Annotated in this window: 26 protein-coding genes and 1 other RNA gene; 7 read left to right on the plus strand and 20 right to left on the minus strand. The window is 52.9% G+C overall.

Translation table 11 applies throughout. From position 1 onward, the window contains the following. Positions 1-87: 87 nt before the first annotated feature. Together T458_RS43175 and T458_RS43180 are read left to right on the plus strand one after the other, a co-directional pair. Positions 88-1,215 (plus strand): M20 family metallopeptidase, encoded by a 1,128-nt coding sequence (locus T458_RS43175; protein WP_023557303.1) that lies wholly within the window; start codon positions 88-90, stop codon positions 1,213-1,215. A gap of 109 nt (positions 1,216-1,324) precedes the next feature. Then, positions 1,325-1,753, plus strand: coding sequence for an RDD family protein (locus tag T458_RS43180; protein WP_023557304.1), 429 nt, complete (start codon positions 1,325-1,327; stop codon positions 1,751-1,753). Between the two features lie 64 nt (positions 1,754-1,817). Here T458_RS43180 and rpe read toward each other — a convergent pair whose 3' ends face one another. The 14 genes from rpe to T458_RS43250 all read right to left on the minus strand — a co-directional run bounded on the left by rpe (position 1,818) and on the right by T458_RS43250 (position 15,972). Then, complete coding sequence (gene rpe / locus T458_RS43185) at positions 1,818-2,465, minus strand: ribulose-phosphate 3-epimerase (RefSeq protein WP_023557305.1); 648 nt, start codon at positions 2,463-2,465, stop codon at positions 1,818-1,820. Then, on the minus strand, positions 2,459-3,349 hold the full coding sequence (rsgA, locus tag T458_RS43190) for a ribosome small subunit-dependent GTPase A (protein WP_023557306.1): 891 nt from the start codon (positions 3,347-3,349) through the stop codon (positions 2,459-2,461). Before rsgA ends, rpe begins: the two co-directional genes overlap by 7 nt. A gap of 18 nt (positions 3,350-3,367) precedes the next feature. Continuing rightward, positions 3,368-5,347 carry a Stk1 family PASTA domain-containing Ser/Thr kinase gene (pknB, locus tag T458_RS43195; protein WP_023557307.1) on the minus strand — a complete coding sequence of 660 codons (1,980 nt, stop codon included), beginning with the start codon at positions 5,345-5,347 and terminating at the stop codon, positions 3,368-3,370. A 5-nt stretch (positions 5,348-5,352) separates the two neighbouring features. Next, a complete protein-coding gene (locus T458_RS43200; protein ID WP_023557308.1) occupies positions 5,353-6,108 on the minus strand; it encodes a Stp1/IreP family PP2C-type Ser/Thr phosphatase in 756 nt (251 codons plus the stop codon). Positions 6,109-6,117: 9 nt separating this feature from the next. Beyond that, complete coding sequence (gene rlmN / locus T458_RS43205) at positions 6,118-7,188, minus strand: dual-specificity RNA methyltransferase RlmN (RefSeq protein ID WP_031305876.1); 1,071 nt, start codon at positions 7,186-7,188, stop codon at positions 6,118-6,120. A gap of 201 nt (positions 7,189-7,389) precedes the next feature. Beyond that, positions 7,390-8,736 (minus strand): 16S rRNA (cytosine(967)-C(5))-methyltransferase RsmB, encoded by a 1,347-nt coding sequence (gene rsmB / locus T458_RS43210; protein ID WP_023557310.1) that lies wholly within the window; start codon positions 8,734-8,736, stop codon positions 7,390-7,392. Positions 8,737-8,739: 3 nt separating this feature from the next. Next, positions 8,740-9,690 carry a methionyl-tRNA formyltransferase gene (gene fmt / locus T458_RS43215; protein WP_023557311.1) on the minus strand — a complete coding sequence of 317 codons (951 nt, stop codon included), beginning with the start codon at positions 9,688-9,690 and terminating at the stop codon, positions 8,740-8,742. A gap of 6 nt (positions 9,691-9,696) precedes the next feature. Then, complete coding sequence (gene def, locus T458_RS43220; RefSeq protein ID WP_023557312.1) at positions 9,697-10,173, minus strand: peptide deformylase; 477 nt, start codon at positions 10,171-10,173, stop codon at positions 9,697-9,699. Positions 10,174-10,189: 16 nt separating this feature from the next. After that, complete coding sequence (gene priA / locus T458_RS43225) at positions 10,190-12,625, minus strand: primosomal protein N' (RefSeq protein WP_023557313.1); 2,436 nt, start codon at positions 12,623-12,625, stop codon at positions 10,190-10,192. After that, complete coding sequence (coaBC, locus tag T458_RS43230) at positions 12,622-13,875, minus strand: bifunctional phosphopantothenoylcysteine decarboxylase/phosphopantothenate--cysteine ligase CoaBC (protein ID WP_023557314.1); 1,254 nt, start codon at positions 13,873-13,875, stop codon at positions 12,622-12,624. Before coaBC ends, priA begins: the two co-directional genes overlap by 4 nt. 77 nt (positions 13,876-13,952) lie before the next feature. Beyond that, positions 13,953-14,159 (minus strand): DNA-directed RNA polymerase subunit omega, encoded by a 207-nt coding sequence (gene rpoZ, locus T458_RS43235; RefSeq protein ID WP_023557315.1) that lies wholly within the window; start codon positions 14,157-14,159, stop codon positions 13,953-13,955. 2 nt (positions 14,160-14,161) lie between these two features. Next, a complete protein-coding gene (gmk, locus tag T458_RS43240; protein ID WP_023557316.1) occupies positions 14,162-14,782 on the minus strand; it encodes a guanylate kinase in 621 nt (206 codons plus the stop codon). A 15-nt stretch (positions 14,783-14,797) separates the two neighbouring features. After that, positions 14,798-15,058 carry an extracellular matrix/biofilm regulator RemA gene (remA, locus tag T458_RS43245; protein ID WP_015891999.1) on the minus strand — a complete coding sequence of 87 codons (261 nt, stop codon included), beginning with the start codon at positions 15,056-15,058 and terminating at the stop codon, positions 14,798-14,800. Positions 15,059-15,081: 23 nt separating this feature from the next. Further along, entirely contained in the window at positions 15,082-15,972 is an 891-nt protein-coding gene (locus T458_RS43250; RefSeq protein WP_023557317.1) for a YicC/YloC family endoribonuclease, read from the minus strand. A 230-nt stretch (positions 15,973-16,202) separates the two neighbouring features. On the opposite strand from T458_RS43250, the gene T458_RS43255 reads away from it, so the two are divergent. The 3 genes from T458_RS43255 to T458_RS43265 are packed head-to-tail and all read left to right on the plus strand — an operon-like array spanning position 16,203 to position 18,779. Further along, on the plus strand, positions 16,203-17,930 hold the full coding sequence (locus T458_RS43255; RefSeq protein ID WP_023557318.1) for an Rqc2 family fibronectin-binding protein: 1,728 nt from the start codon (positions 16,203-16,205) through the stop codon (positions 17,928-17,930). Positions 17,931-17,981: 51 nt separating this feature from the next. Continuing rightward, entirely contained in the window at positions 17,982-18,326 is a 345-nt protein-coding gene (locus T458_RS43260; RefSeq protein ID WP_023557319.1) for a DUF2512 family protein, read from the plus strand. Between the two features lie 21 nt (positions 18,327-18,347). Continuing rightward, the gene (locus T458_RS43265) at positions 18,348-18,779 is read left to right on the plus strand and encodes a hypothetical protein (protein WP_023557320.1); all 432 of its coding nucleotides are present in this window, start codon (positions 18,348-18,350) and stop codon (positions 18,777-18,779) included. Between the two features lie 95 nt (positions 18,780-18,874). On the opposite strand, the gene ssrS is transcribed toward T458_RS43265, so the two are convergent. The 5 genes from ssrS to T458_RS43285 all read right to left on the minus strand — a co-directional run bounded on the left by ssrS (position 18,875) and on the right by T458_RS43285 (position 22,886). After that, a non-coding RNA gene (gene ssrS, locus T458_RS56540) (6S RNA) lies at positions 18,875-19,068 on the minus strand. Positions 19,069-19,125: 57 nt separating this feature from the next. Further along, the gene (locus T458_RS43270) at positions 19,126-19,890 is read right to left on the minus strand and encodes an enoyl-CoA hydratase/isomerase family protein (RefSeq protein ID WP_023557321.1); all 765 of its coding nucleotides are present in this window, start codon (positions 19,888-19,890) and stop codon (positions 19,126-19,128) included. Positions 19,891-19,908: 18 nt separating this feature from the next. Next, positions 19,909-21,021, minus strand: coding sequence for a CaiB/BaiF CoA transferase family protein (locus T458_RS43275; RefSeq protein ID WP_023557322.1), 1,113 nt, complete (start codon positions 21,019-21,021; stop codon positions 19,909-19,911). 122 nt (positions 21,022-21,143) lie between these two features. Continuing rightward, positions 21,144-21,500 carry a DUF4870 domain-containing protein gene (locus T458_RS43280; protein ID WP_023557323.1) on the minus strand — a complete coding sequence of 119 codons (357 nt, stop codon included), beginning with the start codon at positions 21,498-21,500 and terminating at the stop codon, positions 21,144-21,146. Between the two features lie 441 nt (positions 21,501-21,941). After that, positions 21,942-22,886, minus strand: a complete 945-nt coding sequence (locus T458_RS43285) for a GntR family transcriptional regulator (protein ID WP_023557325.1) — start codon at positions 22,884-22,886, stop codon at positions 21,942-21,944. Positions 22,887-23,024: 138 nt separating this feature from the next. Here T458_RS43285 and T458_RS56545 point away from each other — a divergent pair, with 138 nt between their 5' ends. Continuing rightward, the gene (locus T458_RS56545; protein ID WP_023557326.1) at positions 23,025-23,195 is read left to right on the plus strand and encodes a YjzC family protein; all 171 of its coding nucleotides are present in this window, start codon (positions 23,025-23,027) and stop codon (positions 23,193-23,195) included. 63 nt (positions 23,196-23,258) lie between these two features. Here the strand turns inward: T458_RS56545 and T458_RS43290 are convergent, their stop codons facing one another. Further along, complete coding sequence (locus tag T458_RS43290) at positions 23,259-23,504, minus strand: hypothetical protein (protein ID WP_023557327.1); 246 nt, start codon at positions 23,502-23,504, stop codon at positions 23,259-23,261. Between the two features lie 87 nt (positions 23,505-23,591). Between T458_RS43290 and T458_RS43295 the strand changes: the two genes are divergently transcribed. Then, positions 23,592-24,128: a DUF309 domain-containing protein gene (locus tag T458_RS43295; protein ID WP_023557328.1), complete on the plus strand. Its 537-nt coding sequence runs from the start codon at positions 23,592-23,594 to the stop codon at positions 24,126-24,128. Positions 24,129-24,155: the final 27 nt, after the last annotated feature.

A 24,155-nucleotide genomic window follows, 5' to 3' on the forward strand; every position in this document is an offset into this window, starting at 1 on the left:
CCGGTTTTTGTCAAAAACTGCACTGTACTCTCGTTGCTTCTGGCATAATAGAATCCAGACAAAGGCGCGTACCAGGGAGGAATGATTATGGAAAACTGGACTTCTTATTTCCAAGAATTGATGCCAGAGATTGTAGAAGAATTACGAACCTATGTAGAGATGGAGACCCCGACTCACAATAAAGAAGCTGTCGATCGGTTGGGAAGTGTGCTTGCTGAACGGTTTGCGGCTTTGGGGTGCCGCGTGGATGTCATCCAGCAGCGCGAATACGGCAATCCGTTGCGAATCGAATACGGCAAGGGTGACGAGCAAATTCTCATATTGGGCCATTTTGACACAGTCAAAGAGATCGGCACCCTGCAGCGAGAGCCATGGCGCATTGAAGACGGTCGCGTGTATGGGCCCGGTGCCTATGATATGAAGGCAGGTATTGTTTTCAGTTACTTCGCCCTCCGTACCATTATCGAGAAGGGACTGCCGCTTCAAAACAAGCTGGTCTTTTTTTGGAACACCGATGAGGAGACTGGCAGTCTGGCATCCGAGCATTTGATCAAGGAGGAAGCAAGAAAAAGCAAGTGCGTGCTGGTCATTGAACCTGCCGCGGGCAATGGAGCCTTGAAAACCAGTCGCAAGGGCGGCGGCGACTTTATCTTGAAAGTGCGCGGACAGGCAGCGCACGCAGGAAATGATCACGCCAAAGGGATCAACGCGATTGAGGAATTGGCCCACCATGTACTGAACATCCAGTCCTGGACGGATTACGCTCTCGGTACGACACTCTCCGTCGGAACGATCAAAGGCGGAAGTGCCTCCAACGTCGTGCCTGATGAGGCAGAAGCTGTGATTGACGTCCGCGTCCAGACGATTCAAGAGTCAGAGCGCATCGAACGGCTGATGCGGCAACTCAGCCCTGTCCTCCCCGGAGCCAGCCTGATTGTAGAGGGCGGGATCACCAAGCCGCCGATGGAGAGAACGGAAGGGACGGAAGAACTGTTTCGTCTGGCTCGGAGCCAAGCAAAGCTGGAAGGAATCGAACTCAAGGAGATTGGGGTAGGCGGAACAAGCGACGGGAATTTTGCCGCTGCGACCGGAACCCCTGTGCTCGATGGCTTGGGACCTGTCGGCGACGGCGCCCACGCTTCCCATGAGCATATTGTCTTGTCTGAGGTTCCCGGACGAATTGCAGTGCTGCTAAGACTCATTACTGCATTGTAATTTTTTTACAAGTCTGCGTATAATGAATAGAGTTAACATGACGTACTCCGCCCGAGTTAAAAAGGCGGAGTTTTGTCTTGTCTTTTCAAATGAATGGGGAGGGAGCAGCATGGACACAGAACAGATAGAATTTTTGGGAATGAACCCAGTGGGTTTTTGGCGTCGTTTTGGGGCTGCCTTTTTGGATGGGCTGCTTTTCGGATTGCCCTTATCCCTGCTCTTGTCTATCATCCTCGGGGGCGAGGAAAACGAATATCTCATCGAAGTCATCACTTTTCTATATTTCCTTTTGCTTCCGTTATTCTGGAATGGCTACACCATCGGAAAAAAAATCATGGGCATTCGCATTGTCAAAATGAACGGAGAGAATGTCGGAATCGGCAATATGCTGCTGCGGGAACTCGTCGGGCGACTGATCTACATCATTACCTTTGGCATCGGAATCATCGTCAGCGCCATCATGGTCGCCGCGCGCGAAGACAAGCGCTCCATCCACGATCTAATCGCTGGGACGTATGTCACATCAAACGAGCCTTAGACTCTTCATTCCCCAAAAAGGGTGTCCAACAGTCTCTATCGACTGCAGGACACCCTTTTTACTCTTACCCGCGAATCGCAGCGATCGCCTGCGCCCGGTCCGGCTGATTGAATACGGCGTTGCCCGCTACCAGAACAGTCGCGCCTGCCTCGATGCACTGACGGGCTGTTTCCTTGTTGACGCCGCCGTCGATCTCGATCTCCACATGTCCGAGACCGCGTTCATCGAGCAGTCGGCGCAGCTCGCGAATTTTTGCGACTACGGAAGGAATGAACTTCTGTCCGCCAAATCCAGGGTTGACCGTCATCAGCAGCACCATGTCCAGATCCGGCAGCATGGACTCGATGGTCACGAGCGGCGTTGCCGGATTGAGCACCACGCCTGCTTTGACCCCCTGCTCCTTGATCAGGTGAATCGTCCGATGCAGATGGCGGCACGCCTCCTGATGAACGGTGATCCAGTCTGCCCCGCTTTTGGCGAATTGCGGGATGTAGCGGTCCGGCTCCTCGATCATCAGGTGGACATCGAGCGGCAGCTTGGTGACCGGACGAATAGCGTCTACGATCAAGGGCCCAATCGTGATGTTGGGAACAAAGTGGCCGTCCATGACATCGACATGAATCCAGTCTGCTCCTCCCCGTTCGACATCCTGAATTTCTTCACCCAGACGTGCAAAATCTGCTGACAGGATAGATGGTGCGATTTTTACCATGGTTTGTTCCTCCGTTGATATTCTTTCAGCTCTTCTCGAAACTGTTTGTAGTGCTCGTAGCGCTCCATGCTTACCTCTCCGGCCTCCAATGCAGCCCGTACCGCGCAGGAGGGCTCGCTGACATGCAGGCAGCCACGAAACTTGCAGTCTGAGCTCAACACGGCGAAATCCCGGAACGCCTCCGCCAGATCCAGCTCATCCATATCCATGAACTCCAGGGAGCTGAATCCCGGCGTATCCGCTACGTAACCGCCGCCTTCCAGCGGAATCAGCTCGACGTGACGGGTCGTATGCTTTCCTCTCCCCAGCTTTTCACTGACATCTCCAGTCTGCAGGCTGATGCCGGGAAACAAGAGATTGATCAGCGAGGATTTGCCTACACCGGATTGCCCTGCGAATACAGAAATGCGGTCGCGCAGCAATTCCTTTACTTCTTCGACTCCGCGCTGATCCACCTTTGAGGTGGGAATGACCCTGTAGCCGATCGCAGTGTACTTGGCGACAATCTCCGCGATCTCCTCCTCGGACGCGTGGTCAGCCTTGGACAATACAATCACAGAGTCGATGCCTGCCTTCTCCGTATGTACAAGAAACTTGTCCAATAACAGCGAGCTGAATTGGGGCTTGAACATGGAAAAGACCAAGACGGCCTGATCAACATTGGAAATGGGCGGGCGGACCAGCTCGCTGGTCCTTTCGCCCACCTCCATGACATAACCTTCTTCCTCGCTGATGACATCATAGACGACCCAGTCGCCTACGAGCGGTGTCACCTTGGCTCCTTTTTTCTTGAACAAGCCGCGCGCACGGCAACTGTAGACGCGGTCCCCGTCCGCTACGTAGTAGAAACCGCTTAGCGCTTTGACAATCCGTCCCTCTGGCATTCAAGTACCTCCACTTATCTACGGCAAGCTGTTGTACGATATAGGAATGGTTTGATATTCAATGTATTGATTGTTCGACCCTTTGATAAACACGCGAATCACGGCATCCTTCTGCGGCGAGAGCACGATCGGCACGTCAAATTCGTTGCTTTCCGTGATGACGTCCTGGTAGGCTACCTGCTTGTCGCCCCGAGCGTCCGAGACCTCGATCTTGAAGTCGACCGTCTCGCCAGGAACGACTTCCACGTAGACCGGTACATTGTAGGACTTGGCATCCAACGGGATTTGTCCATTGCTTACGGTCAACGGAATCGCCACTCCTTTTTCCACCTGCATGCCAGGGTCGTACGGATGAGTAGACAGGACTCTGCCCGCCTCCTGAGTGGTGTACGAAGGCTCCTTGGTGACGTCCCCTACTTCAAGGCCAGCCTTCAAGAGCTCGATTGTCGCCTCTTCTACCGTCTTTCCACGGACTTCCGGCATCTTGACGAAGGATTTGCCCTTGCTTACCTTGACCGTCACGGTATCTTTGCTCGGGTAGACTTTGTCGTTGAACGATGGATCCTGACCGATGACGATTCCAGCTTCTGCCTGGTCGTCCTCTTCTTCCACGAACTTGATGTTCTCCGGTTTAAAGCCCATTCGCTTCAGCATATCTTCGGCTGTCGAACGTGACAGTGTAATCAGGTTGGGCATGTCTTCCGCCTGCTGTCCCTTGCTTACGTAGATCGTGACGGTTGCCTTTTCCTTCAATCTCATCGGCGGAGCCGGATCCTGTCTGATGACCATCCCCTTCTCCAACGTGTCGTTCGCTTCCTCGATCACGTTCGCGACAAGCTTGGCGTCTTCGATTTTTTTTGTGGCCTGCTCTACAGGCGAACCTTCTACATAAGGGACGGGTACTTCTGGTACAGTTGGGAAAAGATTTAAGAGTAAATTGAATCCGAGAAACGCAAGTACAAAAAACAAACCGATGCCGCCCACCCATAGCAAGGCTTTAACCCACCATTTTTTCGGTGGCTTTTGCTCATCATCGTCATCCGTGCGCTCATGGCGGTTGCGCTGGCTTGAACCGGCGCGACCAGAGGCCTGCTTTTCCAACATTTCAGGCGTAATGATGGGTACGACTCTCGTCTCCTCATCATCCACAGGAAAAATCAGTTTTTTCTCATGCAAACGTTCTGGCAACAGGCATGTTTCCAGATCATCCAGCATCTCACGGGCTGAAGCATAGCGCAAAAACGGGTCCTTGACCAGTGCTTTCAAAATGACATTTTCCACACTTTGTGGAATGCCCGGATTGATTTGACGCGGTTCGGGAAGCGGCTCCTGCAAATGCTTGAGCGCCACTGAGATCGGCGAATCTCCTGAAAATGGAAGCTCTCCCGTAACCATTTCATACAGCACGATCCCGAGTGAATAAATATCGGACTTTTCCCCGGTAATGCCGCCCCTTGCTTGTTCGGGCGAGAAATAGTGAACCGAACCCAGCATGGCATTGGTATGCGTGATCGTCGTCGAGGTAACCGCTCTGGCGATGCCAAAATCCGTTACCTTTACGCGTCCATTTTTCCCGATCAGAATATTATGCGGCTTGATGTCCCGGTGAATAATTTGATTTTGATGCGCGTGTTCCAATGCATCGAGGATCTGTTCAGCAATTCGTACTGCCTCTTCTACCGGCAAAGCACCGCGTGAGACAATCATTTCTTTCAGCGTGGAGCCTTCCACGTATTCCATCACCATGTAGTGCGTATCGTTCTCCTGTCCCACATCGTATACGCCGACCACATTGGGGTGAGACAGACTGGCAACCGCCTGTGCTTCCCGCCGAAAACGGTTGACGAAATCTTCATCCGTCCCGAACTGGGAACGCAACACTTTGACGGCCACCTGCCGATTCAATATCAAATCTCTGGCCTTGTATACAATTGCCATGCCGCCACCGCCAACACGGGCTTCCAACTGATAGCGTCCACCCAGTCGCAAACCTTCCATCTCTCTCACCCCTCTTTCTGACTAGCATCGGGCATATTGCGGACAGCGACCAGTGTGATGTTATCTTCTCCACCGGCAGCCAAAGCCTCATCGATCAGGCCGTCTACTCTGTCCTGTAGCGATACCTCTTTATGTAGCCATTCTTCCATTTTCTTGTCTTGCACCTTGTTGCTCAAGCCATCTGAACAAATCAATACAATGTCATCCGCCGACCATGGAAATTGACCCAGGTCGATCCGCACATCCGGCTCCGTCCCCAAGGAGCGCATGATGACATTGCGATGGGGATGGACGGAAGCCTCCTCCTGGGTAATCTGCCCGCTTTTCACCAATTCGTTGACCAGGGAGTGATCCTCTGTTTTGATCAGAAGAGCTCCATCATTGAAATGGTACAGGCGACTGTCCCCGATATGCGCTGTAATCACGCTCTCCGAACTCAGCAAGGCGGCGACGACGGTCGTCCCCATGCCATTGCATTCCGGGTGTTCCAAGGAGTATTCATAGACTTCCTTGTTCGCGTGCAAAACAGCGTTCATCAGTTGTTCCCGGGCATCCTCATCGTCCAGGCCATTTTCCAGATGACTCAGTTCTTTTACTATTCGCTCAACGGCGAGCCGGCTGGCAATTTCGCCAGCCTGATGACCGCCCATACCGTCTGCTACAACTGCCAGCACACGTCCGTTCAGGTCTTCCACACAGGCAAAAAAGTCCTCGTTGACCTGACGGACGCGGCCGACATGGGATTTCATCGCAATTTCCATGGTAACACGTCACCCCACGGTTTCTTTAGCGTGTTGCGCCCTCAACTGCCCACATGCAGCGGCGATATCACTGCCGTGTTCACGTCTGATGGTCACATTGATTCCCTTGTCCTCCAAAATTCGTTTGAACTGAAAAATTTCATTGCGCGGTGTACGCACATAATCCCGCTCCGGCACGTAATTGACGGGAATCAAGTTTACGTGGCAAAGCATATCTCCAATCAAACGGGCCAGCTCTTCGGCATGCTCCGGCTGGTCGTTTTTACCGCCGAACAGGCCGTACTCAAAACTGATGCGACGACCGGTCTTGTTGATGTAATGACGGCACGCCTCCATCAACGTATCGAGCGGAAAACCGCGATTGATCGGCATAAGCTGGCTTCTCAGCTCGGTGTTGGGCGCATGCAGGGAAATAGCCAGATTGACCTGCCCGCCTCTTTCCGCGAACTCGTAGATTTTCGGCACGATGCCGCTCGTCGAGACGGTGATGTGGCGCGCCCCGATATTCAGCCCGCGATTGTCGTTGATAATGGACAAAAAACCCATCAGGCTCTCGAAATTTTCAAAAGGCTCGCCAATCCCCATGACGACCACATGGCTGACACGCTCTCCCTGGGCATCCAGCTTGCGTTGCGCCATCAATACTTGTGAGACGATCTCACCGGCGTCAAGGTTGCGTTTTAACCCGCCCAAAGTGGACGCACAGAACGTACACCCGATCCGGCAGCCCACCTGTGTGGTCACGCAGATGCTGTTGCCGTAGTTATGGCGCATGATGACGGTCTCGATTGCATGGCCGTCGATCAGTTGGAACAGGAACTTGATTGTTCCATCCTGCGACTCCTGATGCATGATCTCCTTGAGCGGATCCATGCGAAAGGTACTCTCCAGTTTTTGGCGCAAATCCTTGGATATATTGCTCATCTCGTCAAAGGAAGCAACGCGTTTCACATACAACCAATCAAAAATTTGTTGGGCGCGAAACGGTTTATCCCCCGCCTCTACCAGCCAATCCTTCATTTCATCGAGGGTCAGACTGTAGATGAGCGGCTTGGCGCTAGTAAATGTTGTTATTGGCATTGCTGTTTTCACATCCTCAAAATCAATGCAACTTGGCATCGTCATTTTTTCATTGTACCCTGCCTGACGCCTGTCTTCAAACGGTTTTCCCCGCCAATTGCGCAATTGCGTCGCTTTACCTAGTGTAAACCAATCCGCGCTTGTGCAAACAAACGGCAAAAAGGAGCAGCACCCTCGATTACGAGCATGCCGCCCCTTCGATTATCTTTTCCGCTTCAAACGGGCGATAAAAAAGCCGTCGCTGTCGAAATCCTGGGGCAAGATCTGCAAAAAACCCTTGGACGGATCCAGCTTGTCCCGGACCGGCTGAGGCATGTCGTCGGCAAGCGTCTCATCCAGGACAAAATCAGGATGTTCCGCTACAAAACGCTTGACGATCTCCTGATTTTCCGCAGGCTCGATCGTGCAGGTGCTGTAGACCAGGAGTCCTTCCGGGGCAAGCATGGACGAGAGTCGTACCAGTAGCTCATACTGCAGCTTGGCAATCTCTTTGACATCCTGGGGAGTTTTGTTCCACTTGAGATCCGGCTTGCGGCGAATGACGCCAAAACCAGAGCACGGGGCATCCAGCAGGATTCGGTCGAAGCTGCCCAAATTCCGATCCGGCAGTTCGAGCGCGTCGCTGACAATCGCATCAATAATATCGATGCCAAGACGATTCGCTGTCTGAACGATCAACTCCCGCTTGTGTGGATGCACATCGCTGGCTACGATTTCGCCCTGGTTGTCCATCCGTTCAGCAAGATGCGTCGTCTTCCCTCCCGGAGCCGCACACGCATCCAGCACGCGCATGCCAGCCTTTGGCGCTACAGCCAAGGCCACCAGCATAGAGCTTTCGTCCTGAATCGTGCAATACCCTTTTTGGAACCAGCTTGTCCCGGCAGCATTGCCTCCCGCCAGCAGGATACCATCCGGGGCAAGCGCTGAGGCTTCTGCTGCTTTGCCTTCTTCCTGCAAGTGGGACAGCAAGGCTTCCCGGGTCGTTTTCAGACGGTTGACCCGAATAGAGCTGTGCGGCGCTTGATTGTTCGCGTCGCAGATCGCACGTGTCGTCTCCTCGCCGTATACGTCCAGCCACTGACGGACCAGCCATTGCGGGTGGGAATATGTGACAGCCAAGCGTTCCGCGAGGTCTCCCTGCGGTTCACGCTCCCATGCATCTGGCTGGCGCAGGACATTGCGCAAGACGCCATTGACCATCGAGGCGATACCTTGGTGGCCGCGGCGTTTGGCGATTTCAACTGCTTCATGCACCGCCGCCCGTTCGGGAATCCGATCCAGATAACGAATCTGGTACAGGCTCAAGCGAAGCAGATTGCGTACCCAAGCCTGAAGCTTTTTGCCCCCGACAAAATGGGACAGGACGAAATCAAGCGTCATTTTGCGCTGAATCGTTCCATAGACCAGCTCGGTTACCAGCCCCGCATCTGCCGCACTCAAATCTGCCTTGTCCAATACAGACTTCAATTCCAGGTTGCTGTAGGATTTCTGTTCTTCCACTCGATTCAGCACATCAAGTGCCAGTTCACGTGCACCTTTTTTTGCCACGGGCTATTCTCCTACCTTTGTGCCGATTTCGATGCTGTTGCCCGCTCCGCGCAAAAAGTCAAGAGCACTCATCCGCTTCTTGCCCTCTGGCTGAAGCTCGGTTATTTTTACCGCGCCACTCCCACAGGCTATGACCAGGCCATCCTCTTCCCGTGCGAGGATGGTGCCAGGTGCCTCTGCGGAGCCCGTAGTTTGGACTTTTTCCACCCACCATACTTTCCACACCTTGCCTTGATAGCTCGTAAAAGCGACCGGCCAAGGGTTCAAACCGCGCACTTGGTTGTAAATCTGCTCCGCTGTGCGCGACCAATCGATGCGCTCATCGGACCTTTTGATATTGGGAGCAAAGGTAGCGGCTTCATGGTCTTGTGCCTCTGCCTTCAATTCGCCCGCCAAAAGGGCCGGGAGTGTATCGATGAGTAAACCGGAACCAGCGACCGCCAGCTTGTCGTGAAGACTCCCTACCGTATCCCGTTCCTCGATCGGGACGATGACCTTGCTGAGCATATCCCCTGCATCCAGCGCCTCCACCATGTACATGATCGTGACGCCGGACTCTTTTTCGCCTTCCACGATACATTTGTGGATCGGGGCGCCTCCCCGGTATTTGGGCAGCAAGGAAGCATGGACGTTGATGCAGCCAAAGCGGGGCGCTTCCAGCAGCTTTTTCGGCAAGATCTGTCCATACGCCGCTGTCACGATCAAGTCCGGCTCAAGCGCCAGCACTTCTGCCAAGGCTTCCTCTGTCTTGATCCGCTCCGGCTGCAAGACTGGAAGCCCATGACGGATAGCCGCCTCTTTTACAGGCGGCGGGGTCATGACTTGTTTGCGTCCTACGGGGCGGTCAGGCTGTGTGACCACTCCGATGACGTGATAGCCTGCTTCCATCAGCGCATCCAGACTGGATACAGCGAAATCAGGCGTTCCCATAAACAGGATGCGAGTTTTATCCAAAGCGAATTATTCCCCTTCCTCGTCCGGGCTCACCGGGTACACCTTGTCTGCCACATCAATGAACAGTACGCCGTTCAAGTGGTCGATCTCGTGCTGAGCGCAGCGGGACAGCAGATCTTCCGCTTCCAGCTCCACGTGATTGCCCAGGCGATCCTGACCGCGCACCTTGATCCACTGATGGCGGCGGACTTCACCGCGCAATCCTGGAATACTCAGGCAGCCTTCCGGATAATCGATTTGCTCTCCTTCATGCTCGACGATCTCGGGATTGACGAGTTCGATCAAGCCGTCGCCGCAATCCATGACGATGACGCGTTTGGAGATGCCGACCTGTGGGGCAGCAAGCCCTACGCCATTGGCGTCATACATCGTGTCTGCCATGTCGTCCAGCAGCTTGTGCAGATTTGCGTTGAATTTGGTCACCACGATCGCTTTTTCCCGCAGGATTGGATCCGGATGTTTGACGATGGTGCGAATAGCCATTTGTATTATATCCTCCCTAAAGCAGTACGTAAGGATCGACGTCAATCGTCATCAGTACCTTCTGCTGTTTGTTCCACTCTTCAAATACAGCCGTCGCTTGTGCCAGCAATTCGGCCACATTCGGTTCATCCCGATATTTTAGCATGATCTGAAATCGAAATCTATCCTTTACCCGTGCGATCGGAGAAGCGACGGGTCCGAGCAGAATGGTCGTCTGCGCTACTTTTTGCCGCAAAAAATCTCCCATGACATGCGCTCCCCGCACGACGACCGGAACCTCTTCATGGCTGAAGGTGATCAGCACGAGCCGGAAATACGGGGGATAACCGGTCCTGCGACGCTGCAGCATCTCGTCTTCATAAAAGGCCGGATAATCGTGTCTGGTGGCGTGCTGGATGCTGTAGTGCTCCGGGGTGTAGGTCTGAATAACCACATCCCCCTCCAGCTCGTGGCGCCCCGCCCGGCCGCCGACCTGCGTCAGCAGTTGGAAGGTCTTCTCCGCAGCGCGAAAATCCGGCAGGTGCAAGGAGGTATCCGCCGCAATAATTCCTGCCAGCGTTACGCGCGGAAAATCCAGCCCTTTGGCGATCATCTGGGTCCCGAGCAGGACATCGCCCTGGCCTTGGCGGAACTTGCTCAGCAGCTCCTCATGGGAGCCTTTTCGCGAAGTCGTGTCCACGTCCATGCGAATGACGCGAATACCGGGGAAGAGCTTCGCCAGCTCTGCTTCCACCTTCTGCGTCCCTGTCCCGAAGAAGCGGATATGCTCGCTTTGGCACTCCGGACAATGCGATGGCTGCGGAATCGTATACCCGCAGTAGTGGCAGCGCGCCGTATGATTGCTTTTGTGATAGGTGAGCGAGATGTCGCAATGGACGCAGCGCATGGTGTATCCGCAGGAACGGCACATGACAAATGTGGAAAAACCGCGGCGGTTCAAAAAGATGACCATCTGCTCCTGCTTCTTCAGCCTGTCCGCGATCATTTCATGCAAAAGGCGGCTGAACATGGAGCGGTTCTCGCTGTGCAATTCCTCGCGCATATCGACGACGTGGACTTGCGGCATGGGGCGGTTGCCCACGCGATCAGGCATCTTGAGAAGCTTATACCTGCCTCGCGTCGCCAGGGCGTACGTCTCCAGTGCCGGAGTGGCGCTGCCCATCAAGAGGACCGCATTGTTCTCTTTGGCCCGCCACAAGGCGACTTCACGTGCATGATAGCGGGGCGTCTCTTCTTGTTTGTAGGAGCTTTCATGCTCTTCGTCGATCACAATCAGTCCGACATTTTCAAAAGGGGCAAAGATCGCGGAGCGCGCCCCGACCACTACCTTTACCTCTTTACGGATGATTTTGCGCCACTCGTCATAGCGCTCTCCCTGCGACAATGCGCTGTGCAGCACAGCCACATCCGCACCAAAGCGCGCCTTGAAACGCTCCACCATCTGCGGTGTCAGCGAAATTTCCGGCACGAGGAAGATCGCTTCCCGCCCTTTCATCAGGGTGTGCTCGATGGCTTCGAGGTACACCTCTGTCTTGCCGCTCCCGGTGACACCGTGCAGAAGATACGATGCGTAGCTCGACTCCTTGATGGAAGTGATGATCGGTTCCAGTGCCTGGAGTTGCAGCGGGGTAAAATCCGGCTTCTGTTTCTCCTGAAATCGGCGATTTGCATACGGATCGCGGTATATCTCGACCTGCTCGATCGCGATCCACCCTTTTGCCTCCAAGCCTTTCAAGGCAGAGCGGTTGATCCCGAATTCGTCGCGCATAGTCTGTACCGAAAAGGATTGCTCCGGGTGCTGAAGAAACACCTCCAGCACTCTGCGCATCTGCTCGGCTCGAGCCGATAGAGAAGCCAGAGACTCCGACAATTGCTGGGGCGTCAAAAGGCTTCTCACAAAGCTTTGCTGTTTTTTCGTGATCCGGTCCCTTACCTGGTACTCCGTCGACAGCAGACCGCTGTGAATCCAGCCCGGCACCAGCATAAACTCGTCCGGGAACTGCTTCTCCACCTCTGCAAGCGGCAATTGGCGCTTGCGGTACAGCTCCCAAAGAAGCCCCGACCTGGAGCATGTCTCTTCGTCCAAAAGATCGCTCGCGGTCAGCCATTTCTGCGCCTTGCCTTTGAGAACGGCCGGCAGCATCGCCTGTACAGCCGTCACCCAGGGACACAGATACTGCCTGGACATCCACTCGCTCATCTTCAACAGTTCGGGTGTCAGCGGAGGTGTGTCATCCATGACCTGCTCCACATCTTTGAGCCGATGAAGGGCCTCCTCAGGTCCGTCGTCCTCCGTGATTCCGATGACATACCCCTGCAGCTTGCGCGGACCAAACGGCACCACCACACGGCTTCCCACGTGTATGAGCGGACTTAGCCATCCGGGTACGCGATAGTCAAACGGCCGGTTGGTCCGACTGACCGGCACATCCACGATAACCTGTGCAATCATGACAGCTCACGCAGCGACCGCTGCTCCGACAAGAGAAGAATGGCATCCAAAAGCTTGTCCGCTACGGCGCGCTTGCTCATTTTGGCCAGCTCCACCTGTTCGCCGGAACGGGCCATCAGCGTGACGATATTGGTGTCGCTGCCCATCCCGGCGCCTTCTGTCAGCACATTGTTGGCGACGATCATATCCAGGTTTTTGCGCTCGAGCTTGGATTTGGCATTTTCTGTCAAATTCTGCGTCTCGGCAGCGAACCCGACCACAAACTGCTTGGTTTTTCGCTCTCCTATGGTTTTCAAGATATCTGGTGCCTTGTCCAACTCCAGGACGAGCGGGCCATCGCCTTTTTTCATTTTATGCTCATGTACCGTTTTCGGCCGATAATCCGAGACTGCAGCAGACTTGATTACGATGTCGCTTTCAGGCAAATCACGCATGACCGCATCGAACATTTCCTGCACCGACTCCACAGCGACAAAGCGCACTCCTGCAGGCTGCGGCAAAGAAGTCGGGCCGCTCACCAGGATGACGTGCGCTCCGCGGTCCCGTGCCGCTTCCGCAATCGCGTAGCCCATCTTGCCCGAAGCGTGATTGGTAATATAGCGCACCGGGTCGATTTTTTCTCTCGTCGGACCAGCCGTTACCAGCACGGTTTTTCCGCTCAAGTCCTTGTCTGTACAGTCCACTTGCCTTTGCTCGGCAAAAAAGGCTGCGACCGCCGCGACGATTTCTTCCGGCTCTGCCAGACGTCCTTTTCCTACCCAGCCACAGGCAAGCAACCCTTCCCCAGGCTCGATAAATCGATAGCCATATTCCGCAAGCTGGCGCATATTGGCCTGTGTTGCCGGATGGTCGTACATGTTCACATTCATCGCTGGAGCCACCAGGACCGGAGCCTTCGTGGCCAGGACGGTTGTCGTCAGCATATCGTCAGCAAGACCGTGCGCCATTTTCGCGATGACATTGGCTGTCGCAGGAGCTACAAGTATCAAGTCTGCCCTGTCTGCCAGATCGATATGGCTGATTACATGCGGGTCGGGCTCCGCAAAAACATCCGTGTGCACAGGCTGATGGGACAAGGCCTGAAACGTCAACGGCTGAACAAATTCCACTGCATGCTTGGTCATGATCACATGGACGGTCGCCCCTGCCTGTGTCAGCTTGCTCGTCAAAGCAGCGGCCTTGTATGCAGCAATCCCTCCGGAAACACCGAGCACAATTCGTTTTCCCTCTAGCGAGTCAAGCGAATGCATCTCATTCTCCCCTTTTCAAGAAAGCTCCTCATCCGAAAAAAACAACCTGCTTGAGGTTGTTTTTACGAGGTTTTGCCCTATTTGCGCGTGTCTTTATTCTCGTACACGAGTTCATCGGAAATCATTTCTTCCAATGCCATCCCGACGTATTTTTTCGACTTTGGTTTTGCGACTTGCATCGGGCTGTTCTCCCGAAGCTGGCGCGCACGTTTGGATGCGACTGTCACCAGAATGTACTTGCTCTCCGCTTTCGCAGTCAGTTCATCAATCGATGGATACAACATGATTATCGAACCTCCTTCAACCATTTGCGATATTTGTGAACCTGGCGCTCCCGCTTCAGATGCTCGGCAGTGATGATCGCCTGAATCCGGTCGCACGCCCAATCAATTTCATCATTGACCACGACGTAATCGTAATGGTCCATCAACTCGATCTCCGCACGCGCCACTTCCATCCGCTTGCGAATCGTTTCCTCGGACTCCGTGCCGCGGCCGATGATCCGGTTTTCCAGTACTTCCAGATCTGGAGGAGCGAGGAACAAAAACGTCCCCTGGGGAAACTTTTCTTTTACCTGCAAGGCACCCTGGACTTCGATCTCCAAAATGACATCGCGCCCGGAAGCCAGCATCGCATCCACAAAGGCACGCGGCGTTCCGTAGTAATTTCCCACGTATTCTGCCCACTCGAGCAATTCGTCTTGCTCGATCATGCGGCGGAATTCTTCCTTGCTCTTGAAAAAGTAATTGACTCCCTCTACTTCTCCGGGACGCGGCTGGCGCGTCGTTGCAGAAACGGAGTACACCAGATCAGGCATACGTTCACGAAGGGCTTTGCAGACGGTACCCTTCCCCACTCCTGCAGGTCCGGAGAGAATCAAAAGGAGACCACGATCAGCCATATCCATGATTTACACTCCTACTTATTCGTCCGATTCATCATCTTTCGTCGTCAGTCTCTGTGCGACCGTCTCCGGCTGCACGGCGGACAAAATGACGTGATCGCTGTCCGTGATAATCACCGCTCGCGTCCGTCTGCCATAAGTCGCGTCCACCAGCATGTTGCGGTCCCGCGCCTCCTGAATGATCCGTTTGATCGGAGCAGATTCAGGGCTTACAATGGAGATGATGCGGTTGGCGTTCACGATGTTGCCAAATCCAATATTGATTAGCTTGATTGCCATGCGGCCCAGCCCATCCTTTCGTCCTACTCGATGTTCTGAACTTGCTCTCTCATCTTTTCCAGTTCTGTCTTGATATCGACAGCCAGGTGCTGAATATGTAAATGATTTGCTTTGGAAGCAATGGTATTTGCTTCCCGGTTCATTTCCTGCAAGAGAAAATCAAGTCCTCGACCTATCGCGTCATCGCGTCCGAGCTGCTCGGAAAATTGGAGGCAGTGGCTTTGCAGCCGCGTCACCTCTTCGCTGATGTCGCTTCGTTCGGCAAAAATAGCGACTTCCTGCACGATGCGCTGCGGGTCCAGTTCTACAGATACCTGGTTTAGCATGTCAGCCATTCGCTGTTGAAGACGTTTGCGATACTCCTCGCTGGCCTGTGGAACAAGCTCTTGAAGCTGGCTTACCCACTCCCTGATCTGCGAAAGCCTCTTGGACAAATCCATTTGGAGTTGGGTTCCCTCCGCTTGTTTCATCGCCAGTAAATCTTCGGCCGCCGCTCTCACAGCATCAAGGATCCAGTCCCCTGTATCCTTCTCGGCATGTTCTTTGCCATCTTTGGTATGTACGACACCAGGCAAAAGCAGCAGGTCCTTGGGTGTCAATGGCGTCTCCAGTGAAAAGCGCTCACCCATCTCCCTGGCAATCTGCACGAATTGATTGGCGAGATGCCAATCGATCTCAACTTCCGATCTCGTCTCGGCCGCTTCCCCTTCCAGCGCAATCGCCACGTCAACGCGTCCGCGCCGAACAAAAGACGCGACCTGTTTGCGAACCGAATCCTCAAGCATTGTCCAGGCTTTGGGTAAACGAACCAGTATGTCCGAAAAACGATGATTGACCGAACGGATCTCCACCGTTACACGCAATGCTCCTTTTTCATCCTCTTTCCGTCCATACCCTGTCATGCTTCGTACCATCGCATTCACTTCCGTCACTGGATTCCGTCTCGATTTTGTCGGATTCACGGCAGACAAGCTGCCAAGAGGACTAGGAGCCACGACCAAAAAATCGTTAATTTATTATAGGAGACAACTATTTGCAGTGTCAACTCATGGAGGTGATAAGGATACAACATTCCTCCCTCTACAGTCGTTTTATGCTACACTGTGAAGGCATCATGCAACCAATTTGAACGAGGTGAATCCAAGTGGCATTCGATGGCGTAGTCACCCGTGCTGTAGCACAGGAATTACATAGATTGGTCGGTGGGCGCATATCCAAGATTCATCAGCCCCACCATAGCGATATCGTTTTGCAGGTTCGTACGCAAGGTGAGAACGTCAAGCTCTTGCTCTCCGCAAATCCCACCTATCCGCGCATCCATGTGACGACAGAGGAGTTTACCAACCCGCTGGAAGCCCCGATGTTCTGCATGCTGCTGCGAAAGCATTGCGAAGGCGGGATGATCGAATCCATCGAGCAAATCGGCATGGAACGCATCATCCACATCGACGTGCGCACTCGCGATGAGCTGGGAGACACGACGGTGCGCAGAATCATCATGGAAGTCATGGGAAAACACAGCAACATCATTCTCGTAGATCCCGCTTCCGGTACAATACTGGACAGTGCCATGCACGTCACCCTGGCGATCAGCCAGTACCGACAGGTTATTCCGGGCCGTCCCTATGTGTCCCCGCCGGGCCAAAACAAGCGCGATCTCTTTGAAGTAGACAAGATGGCGTTTATCACCTCTCTTGACTGGAACACCGGACGCTTGGACAAGCAGCTTGTCGATGCCTATACAGGGGTAAGTCCCCTTTTGGCAAAGGAAATTGTTTATAGAGCGGGACTGGCTACACGAGACAGCCTTTGGGAAGCTTTTTCCGCTATCCGGGACGACCTGCTCGCTCAGCGTTATACACCCATGATCGTGACAACCCGGGAGAAATCGTATTTTCATGTGGTAGAGCTGACCCACCTTGAAGCGGAAGCCCTCACGCCTTATCCCACGGTCCAGGCTTGCCTGCAGGCTTACTACGAAGGAAAAGCTCTGCGTGATACGGTCAAGCAGCGCGCCCATGATCTCATCCGCTTCGTCACGGGGGAACGGAACAAGAACGAGAAAAAAATCGAAAAACTCCTGCAGACGCTAGAAGATGCCAGGGACGCTGAGCAGTTCCGCCTGTACGGTGAAATGATCACGGCCAATATGCATCAAATCAAGCGCGGCGACAAGGAGCTGGTGACTGTCAATTGGTACGACGAAGCCGGGGGGACCATAACCATTCCACTCGACCCTCTGAAGACTCCGTCGGAAAACCTGCAATCCTATTACAAGCGGTACAACAAGGCAAAAAACAGCATTCAGGTCGTCAACGAGCAGATCGAGCAAGCAAGAACGGAAATCCTCTACCTCGATGGATTGTTGGGACAGCTGGAGCATGCCAGCTTGCAGGAGGCCGAAGAAATTCGCGAGGAACTGGTCGAGCAAGGATACATGCGTGACCGCAAAAAACGAGGCATGCGCAAAAAGAAGGATACGAAGCCTGCTCTAGAAAAATACATTTCTTCTGACGGTACCGAAATACTAGTCGGCAAGAATAACAAGCAAAATGATTATCTGACCAACAAGCTGGCATCTCCTCAAGACACCTGGCTGCATACCAAGGATATTCCTGGGTCCCACGTCGTTATCCGTTCACGGCAGTACTCGGAACAAACCTTGCTGGAAGCAGCCAATCTGGCGGCCTTTTTCAGCCGCGCACAGCAGGGAAGCCAAGTCCCGGTAGACTACACCTTGGTCAAACATGTAAAAAAACCCAGTGGCTCAAAACCGGGATTCTGTATCTATGAACAACAAAAAACTGTCTACGTGACACCTGAAGAAGCCTTGGTCCACAGGTTGAAAACGAACGCCAAAGGAAACGCATAGCAGCGGGGGCAACGCTCATACTAAGAGCATGTGAAAGGAGGAGTTCCAGAATTGAACATCCTGATCAAGCTCGTATCTAACGGTATTGTGGCGATTCCTGGACTCTGGTGGTCAGGGACTTCCCTTGCTTTTGCTATTGTAGCCAGCGTGATTATCAGCCTGATCGCCTACGCGATTGGCGATTTGCTGATCTTGCCCAGTACGAATAATACATTAGCGACTACAGCGGATTTTATCCTTGTGTTCGCCTTGTTCTGGGCGAGCTGCTCCCTTTTTAATCAGACCTTCGCGTTGTCTGGTCTATTGTTGACATCCTTGATCATCGGGGTGGAGGAGTATTTCTTCCACGGCTATCTCCAGCGTAAAGGCGTACACCACACCAAACATCCAGGGTGACTTCCTGAAAGGAGCATCGAAATGAACGTGATTGGCATCATCCAGACAGACTTGAATGAGTTCAGCGTCCTCTTCGATCAACAGCAGCAAGGCGACCAAGGGCAGGGTCAAGATCAGCAGCAGAGCAATGCCCACAACGGAGAATCACAAAACAGCGAAGAAAACGATTCCATGTTCCTGAGCTTTCTCGACGAACCGATGGGGGGCGGCAATGACAACAAGTCGGGCTCCCAGCAGCAGCAGGGACAGCAAAAAAACGGCCCCCAAGAAATGACGGTACGCATCAAGGGAATCCCGGAAGGACAAAAGGCAAACTTTTTGCAGATGTATCAGATTCTCCAGGATGCCAAGGATACCAACTCTCTGCACCAGTCCCTAACCATTGTTCAGCAGGGAGACCAGCAAGGACAGCAAGGTCAACAGGGCCAAAAGGGACAGGGAAAAAGCCAGTAATCAAGGGAAAGGAATACGTCCAGTCCTGCCTTTCGAAGGGACAGGATACCAAAAAAACCACCCGGAAACGATGTTCCAGGTGGTTTCGCATTCTTCGTGTACCCGCTCTGCCGTTGACCTCATGTTTCTATAACCTGCGCTCACACAGGTGGGTGACACTATTTCGCGCTTCTGCCTTCCCATGCATCCCAACAGGAGGTGGGCTTGACATCTACAGCGAATTTTCGTCTCCCGAATAACACGTATAAGGTTAGAAACATTTACGGCCTTACGTACATCGCAGGAAGTTGTTGCTCTTACTGTATCACAGAATGCTGAAAGGCTCAACGGATATTCTTTCCAGTTGTTATCGCTTCATTTTTGCACGAATGAGGGCTGCGAACTCCGGATGCTGCAACAAAGCGGGCTGCTGTTCTTTTTCCCACGCCAGCATATGGCCCAGATCATGCTGCAAACTTTGATTGAGCCCTTCTTTTGTGACGGAATACGCCTTCTTGGGCAATTGCCGCAAGCGTCGAAGCAGGTTCTCGACTTCCTGACCCAGAAGATCAGCCGGGACCGCCTTGTAGATCAAGCCGATCTGCTCTGCCTCTTCCCCTGAGATCGGATCTGCCAATAGTGCCAAGCGCTTTGCCTGTGCCAGCCCGACTAGACGCGGGAGCAGGTACGTCCCGCCAAAATCGGTCGTCAAGCCAATTTGAACAAATGGCTCCTGAAGGCGTGCACTCTTGGCAGCGAGTACAAAATCGGCATGCAAAGCCAAATTCAATCCTGCCCCCACCGCTACGCCATCAATAGCAGCTATCACCGGCTTCGGCATCTGGTGTAGACGTGTTAACAAGTCGTTGATGACGGTCAGAGCTTCATGGGCCTGCCTTTCCTCTTTCAACGATCCGAGCACGCTCAAATCTGCTCCCGAACAGAAGTTGCCTCCTGCACCTTTTAACACGATAAAGTGGGCTTCCTCTTCTTCAGACGCTTCCACAATCACGTCACGCAATAATCCAAACATCTCGACAGTCAAGGCATTCAACACCTGCGGACGGTTCAGAGTAATGGTCCATACTCCGTCTCGCTTATCGACAAGAATCTGCTTCTCTTGATCCTCCATCTTCACGTCCCCCTTTTATCACTTCTGGACAGGGATGACGCCCATATCTTCCAGGCGTCGCAATGATGCGTCCGTCATTCTCAGCTTTTTCTTCAGCCATTCATGAGTGTGGTCTTCGTGCCCTACCGGTTCCGCTTCCGGCAATGTATCGGCAATCTCCCTGCTGCGAGCATAGGCATGCTCCGCCCAATCAGCCCATTCTTCAACCGCAGTCAAGCAGCAGTCCACCTCAGCTCCCAGTTCACTCCATTCCGCTTGCGTCCGGGACAAAAACAAATCGCGCAACTCCACGTACAAATCATGATTTCCGCTGATTGTTGCGGTGTGCATAGTCTCCCAGTCAGCTCGTCCAACAGCACGGCAAAAGTTGCGCCAGAATTTTTCTTCTCTGGCGGCGAGGGCTACATACTGACCTTCAGCTGTCTCATAGACCTGATAAGCCACAAAATCGCGGGATGAATCAACTTTTTCCTGTTCTGTGTGGCTGCTCTTTGCAAGAAGGGCTTGTAGGCCTGACCAGTAGGAAAGCAGATCAGCAGATGCGACATCCAGATACGCGCCACGGCCTGTCCGCTCACGCTGCACCAATGCCGCACAGATCTGTTCGCTGGCATAGACTCCCACCGCGAAATCAGCCAATGGAAGCTCTCCTGCCACAGGCCTCCCCTGAGCATCCCGAACGGCGGACAAAAAACCGCTTACGGCCTGGATATTCAAATCACTGCTGCCCAATTGATACAGGTCGCCACTCTGTCCATAATGCGTCACAGAACAAAAAATGACAGATGGATGAACCTCCCACAACCGATCATAATCCAACCCCAGATGACGCAAGACGCCAGGGCGATAGCTTTCCACCACGACATCCGCTTCCTTGGCCAACGCAAATGCGAGCGATCTTCCCTCCACCGTGCGCAGATTCAGAGAGATGCTCTTTTGATTGCGATGTGAGCGCAAAATACTTGCACCCGTCTTCCTGTCGGGACCGCCTGCAATAGAGGAAAATGGAGAGGGATCTTGCGGATACGGTTGTACTTCAAGAACCGTAGCCCCAAGTTCAGCAAGTCGCATGGTACAGATGGGTCCGGGAAGATGGTGCGAAAAATCGACCACAGTAATGCCCGACAGCATGCTGTCACCACCCCGTTTCACCGTTTACCTGCAAGATGATTTCGTGGGGCGGGTTTGCTCTTCCTGCTTTTGTTGGAAAATTCCATCATCTTTGGCGAGTCGCTCCATGGGAGCAGGAGGACTTACTTGATAAAGCGTATGGTTAGAGGATAGCGGTACATGTTCCCCTCATTGGCCTTGATGCAGGCGAGGATCATACAGACGATCCAGAACACAAAAAGACCAAAGAGCAGCACAGCACCAATCAACACGAAGATTAACACGGTAGAAATGGCAGCATATATCGTAATCGACAGATTGAAATTCAATGCTTCTTTTCCATGTGCATCGACGAAGGCGCTTCCCTCACGCTTGATCAGCCAGATGATCAGCGGTCCAAGAACATTGCCGAGCGGGATAAAGCTGCCGGACAAAGTGGACAGATGCGCGACCATGGCCCACGTCCGATCCTCCTTGCTCGATGCAAGATACTCATTCATGCACAACCCTCCATTTTGCAAAAGTAAGATCCTGTATAAAAATATACTTCAAAAGGAGCGCAAATAGTCAAAAAAAGGCGAAAAAGCGCCAAATAGTTGGCGCCTTCTCTCGATGAACTTAGTATTTGCTGTCATAACCACCATGACTAGAAGAGCCGTATCCGTATCCACCGTATCCACCACAACCGCAACTGTGGCCATGTCCATGACCATAGCTTTTTCTGCATTCGGTTTTGTAATATGGTTTGTAGTAACAGTGTTTCTTGTAGTATTTCTTTTTGCAGCATTTTTTGTAGTAGCACTTGTGGCAACTAGACTTTCTGCATCCGCAACCCATTACCTCACCCCCTCCTGATCGTTACATCAACAAAGTATGTAGGTAAGTGGTCATCCGCATGGTACACCAGTCTAGTCCCTAGGAAAATCAGCCTTTATCACGATTTACTGTGTGACAATCTTACGCAGCTTGGTGATGCCGTGGTAATCCGGAATTTCCTGGTATTCTTTCACCTTCGGCAGGGTCAGCAGATGGGGTCGTGTCATGTATCCGGGTTTGGAAATATAGACAACATCACAGTTGGCAATCATGTCAAAGACATCAGGGTGATTGGCTTCGATGATGCGCAGTTCCAAATGGTTGATTCCTGCATTGTGCAAATCCTGAATCATCCCCTCTGCTCCCCGTATGGTCGCACAGATGAGACCCACTTTGGTATGTCGTGGATACGCCTCCATTGCAGGAATGACGGTTGTCGGGTCCGGGATAAAATCGAGGCTGACGACGGGCGGAGCTTCCCTCGGCATGATTTGACGCATCTTCATGCTCGCCGATGGATGTGTGACGATGGCCTTGTACTCCTGCAAAAAGCTGGGGTCCTCCTCCAATCGTTCGGTAAAGTCCTCAAAGGTCCTTCCCTCGACCATGGCGCTTGGCAGATGGTATTGAACCAAGCGCAAATACTCTGCCAGCTCCAGTTCGGTATACCGCAAAAACAAAACAGGAAACTGATTCACTTCCTGAACGACAGCGGACAGGACGCGGGAAAATTCATCGAGGGAATAACCCATTGCTTTTATTTTGTGCAGGGTTTCTTTCGCCAGCAGAGCCAGATGGGCCGGGTTGCGGGTCATGAGCGGGTCATTGACCACATTGCTGACAATAGTCCCCCGTCCTTGCCGAGAATCTACCATCCCTTCCTGCTGCAAGCGCAAGTAGACACTGCGCACGGTATTGTAGTTGATTTTCAACTGGGCAGCCAGTTCTCTGACCGTAGGGAGCTGCTCGTGCGGTGACAATTCCCCGCTTCGGATCGAGGCGGCGATCTGTTGATACAGTTGTTCGTGATACGAGACATTTGAGTCTTTCTGCAAGGTGAGACGAAACACGGACACACCCCTCCGCCTATTAATGATCTAACTGTATATGAATTCGGAATAGAACGTCAATACATAGCCTGGCATGAAGCCTTCGCCTCGGGAGATACTATATGCGGCAAGAGATTCAGCAAGAAGGAAGGTGTATTCGTGGGCGAGCAAAGTCGTTTTCGCGAGGGCGAAAAATCTCCTAAAAACGGCGTCTACATGGAAATTGGCGAGTCCGGATCCAGTGTGCAGGATCCAATGATCATCGAATTGGCCAGAGGAGAAAAGTTCCCTGCAACCCGCAACAAGAATCGCGTCTGGACGCAAAAATAACAGGCAAGATCAAGAAGAACCAACCGCTGCGCATGTTGGTTCTTCTGCTGCCTAATTATGTAGTTAGCTGTCTTCGCGGTCATCCTCGTCCGTCTCATCTTCTTCGTCATCTTGTACATATATGATCGTGACTCCGAGGCTCTCCAGCAGTTGAAGCACTTCTCGATTGAGGTCCGGGTCGAGCAGCAAGCCCAGACTTTCCGCCAATTCCAGCTCCTCCAAATCTCCATTTTCCGCATCCTCAATCAATTCGATGACCTCGGTCATCTGGTTGTTTTCCAGTACCTTCAGCAATTCATCTCTTGTCATTTCTTCTTCGCACCTCGATTTCAACGGTCTATCCTTTATAATAGTATACAAGACGACCGTTGAAAACCAAGCTGTGAGGTGATTGGAATGTATCCTGAACCCTATTTGGAATATCTGATCCAGTTTCATGCAGAGCGGGATTATTTTGAATGTCATGAGATCTTGGAAGAATATTGGAAAAGCGCACCCGCAAATGAACGCCAGCCCGTCTGGGTAGGGTTGATCCAGATCGCCGTAGCCCTTTACCACCATCGACGCGGCAACTTCAACGGTGCAATCAAAATGCTGAGCAGCGCGATTCACATCCTTGACAAGCAACAAATGAAACTTCAAGAATTGGGACTGGATTCGATCACCCTCCTGCGTTTGCTGGAGCAGCGCCTGGAGGATTTGCACCAATCGCTTCCTTATCAGCGCATGGATCTGCCCATCGCCTCTCAAGCCCTGCGGGAATGCTATCAACAGGCATGCCGCCAGCGACATCTGCCCGAGTTCCGCAGCAGCGACATGACCAACGAATTTTTGCTGAACAAGCATACCCTGCGCGATCGGCAGGAGGTACGCGAGGAGCGGATGCGGCAATTGAAGCTGCGAGAGCTTCGGCGCAGCAATGGCAGCAAGTAAACCGCATCAAAAGCCGGTGCTATCCAT

Source organism: Brevibacillus panacihumi W25 (assembly GCF_000503775.1).
GTDB lineage: Bacteria > Bacillota > Bacilli > Brevibacillales > Brevibacillaceae > Brevibacillus > Brevibacillus panacihumi_A.

Excerpts from the sequence above, each read along its gene's own strand:
- T458_RS43175 (WP_023557303.1), top strand. The coding sequence starts at position 88 with ATGGAAAACTGGACTTCTTATTTCCAAGAATTGATGCCAGAGATTGTA.
- T458_RS43180 (WP_023557304.1), top strand. The coding sequence starts at position 1,325 with ATGGACACAGAACAGATAGAATTTTTGGGAATGAACCCAGTGGGTTTT.
- rpe (WP_023557305.1), bottom strand. The coding sequence starts at position 2,465 with ATGGTAAAAATCGCACCATCTATCCTGTCAGCAGATTTTGCACGTCTG.
- rsgA (WP_023557306.1), bottom strand. The coding sequence starts at position 3,349 with ATGCCAGAGGGACGGATTGTCAAAGCGCTAAGCGGTTTCTACTACGTA.
- pknB (WP_023557307.1), bottom strand. The coding sequence starts at position 5,347 with ATGGAAGGTTTGCGACTGGGTGGACGCTATCAGTTGGAAGCCCGTGTT.
- T458_RS43200 (WP_023557308.1), bottom strand. The coding sequence starts at position 6,108 with ATGGAAATTGCGATGAAATCCCATGTCGGCCGCGTCCGTCAGGTCAAC.
- rlmN (WP_031305876.1), bottom strand. The coding sequence starts at position 7,188 with ATGCCAATAACAACATTTACTAGCGCCAAGCCGCTCATCTACAGTCTG.
- def (WP_023557312.1), bottom strand. The coding sequence starts at position 10,173 with ATGGCTATTCGCACCATCGTCAAACATCCGGATCCAATCCTGCGGGAA.
- priA (WP_023557313.1), bottom strand. The coding sequence starts at position 12,625 with ATGATTGCACAGGTTATCGTGGATGTGCCGGTCAGTCGGACCAACCGG.
- coaBC (WP_023557314.1), bottom strand. The coding sequence starts at position 13,875 with ATGCATTCGCTTGACTCGCTAGAGGGAAAACGAATTGTGCTCGGTGTT.
- rpoZ (WP_023557315.1), bottom strand. The coding sequence starts at position 14,159 with ATGTTGTATCCATCGATTGATGAACTGACTGCGAAAGCGGAGAGCAAG.
- gmk (WP_023557316.1), bottom strand. The coding sequence starts at position 14,782 with ATGGATATGGCTGATCGTGGTCTCCTTTTGATTCTCTCCGGACCTGCA.
- remA (WP_015891999.1), bottom strand. The coding sequence starts at position 15,058 with ATGGCAATCAAGCTAATCAATATTGGATTTGGCAACATCGTGAACGCC.
- T458_RS43250 (WP_023557317.1), bottom strand. The coding sequence starts at position 15,972 with ATGGTACGAAGCATGACAGGGTATGGACGGAAAGAGGATGAAAAAGGA.
- T458_RS43265 (WP_023557320.1), top strand. The coding sequence starts at position 18,348 with ATGAACGTGATTGGCATCATCCAGACAGACTTGAATGAGTTCAGCGTC.
- T458_RS43270 (WP_023557321.1), bottom strand. The coding sequence starts at position 19,890 with ATGGAGGATCAAGAGAAGCAGATTCTTGTCGATAAGCGAGACGGAGTA.
- T458_RS43275 (WP_023557322.1), bottom strand. The coding sequence starts at position 21,021 with ATGCTGTCGGGCATTACTGTGGTCGATTTTTCGCACCATCTTCCCGGA.
- T458_RS43280 (WP_023557323.1), bottom strand. The coding sequence starts at position 21,500 with ATGAATGAGTATCTTGCATCGAGCAAGGAGGATCGGACGTGGGCCATG.
- T458_RS43290 (WP_023557327.1), bottom strand. The coding sequence starts at position 23,504 with ATGACAAGAGATGAATTGCTGAAGGTACTGGAAAACAACCAGATGACC.
- T458_RS43295 (WP_023557328.1), top strand. The coding sequence starts at position 23,592 with ATGTATCCTGAACCCTATTTGGAATATCTGATCCAGTTTCATGCAGAG.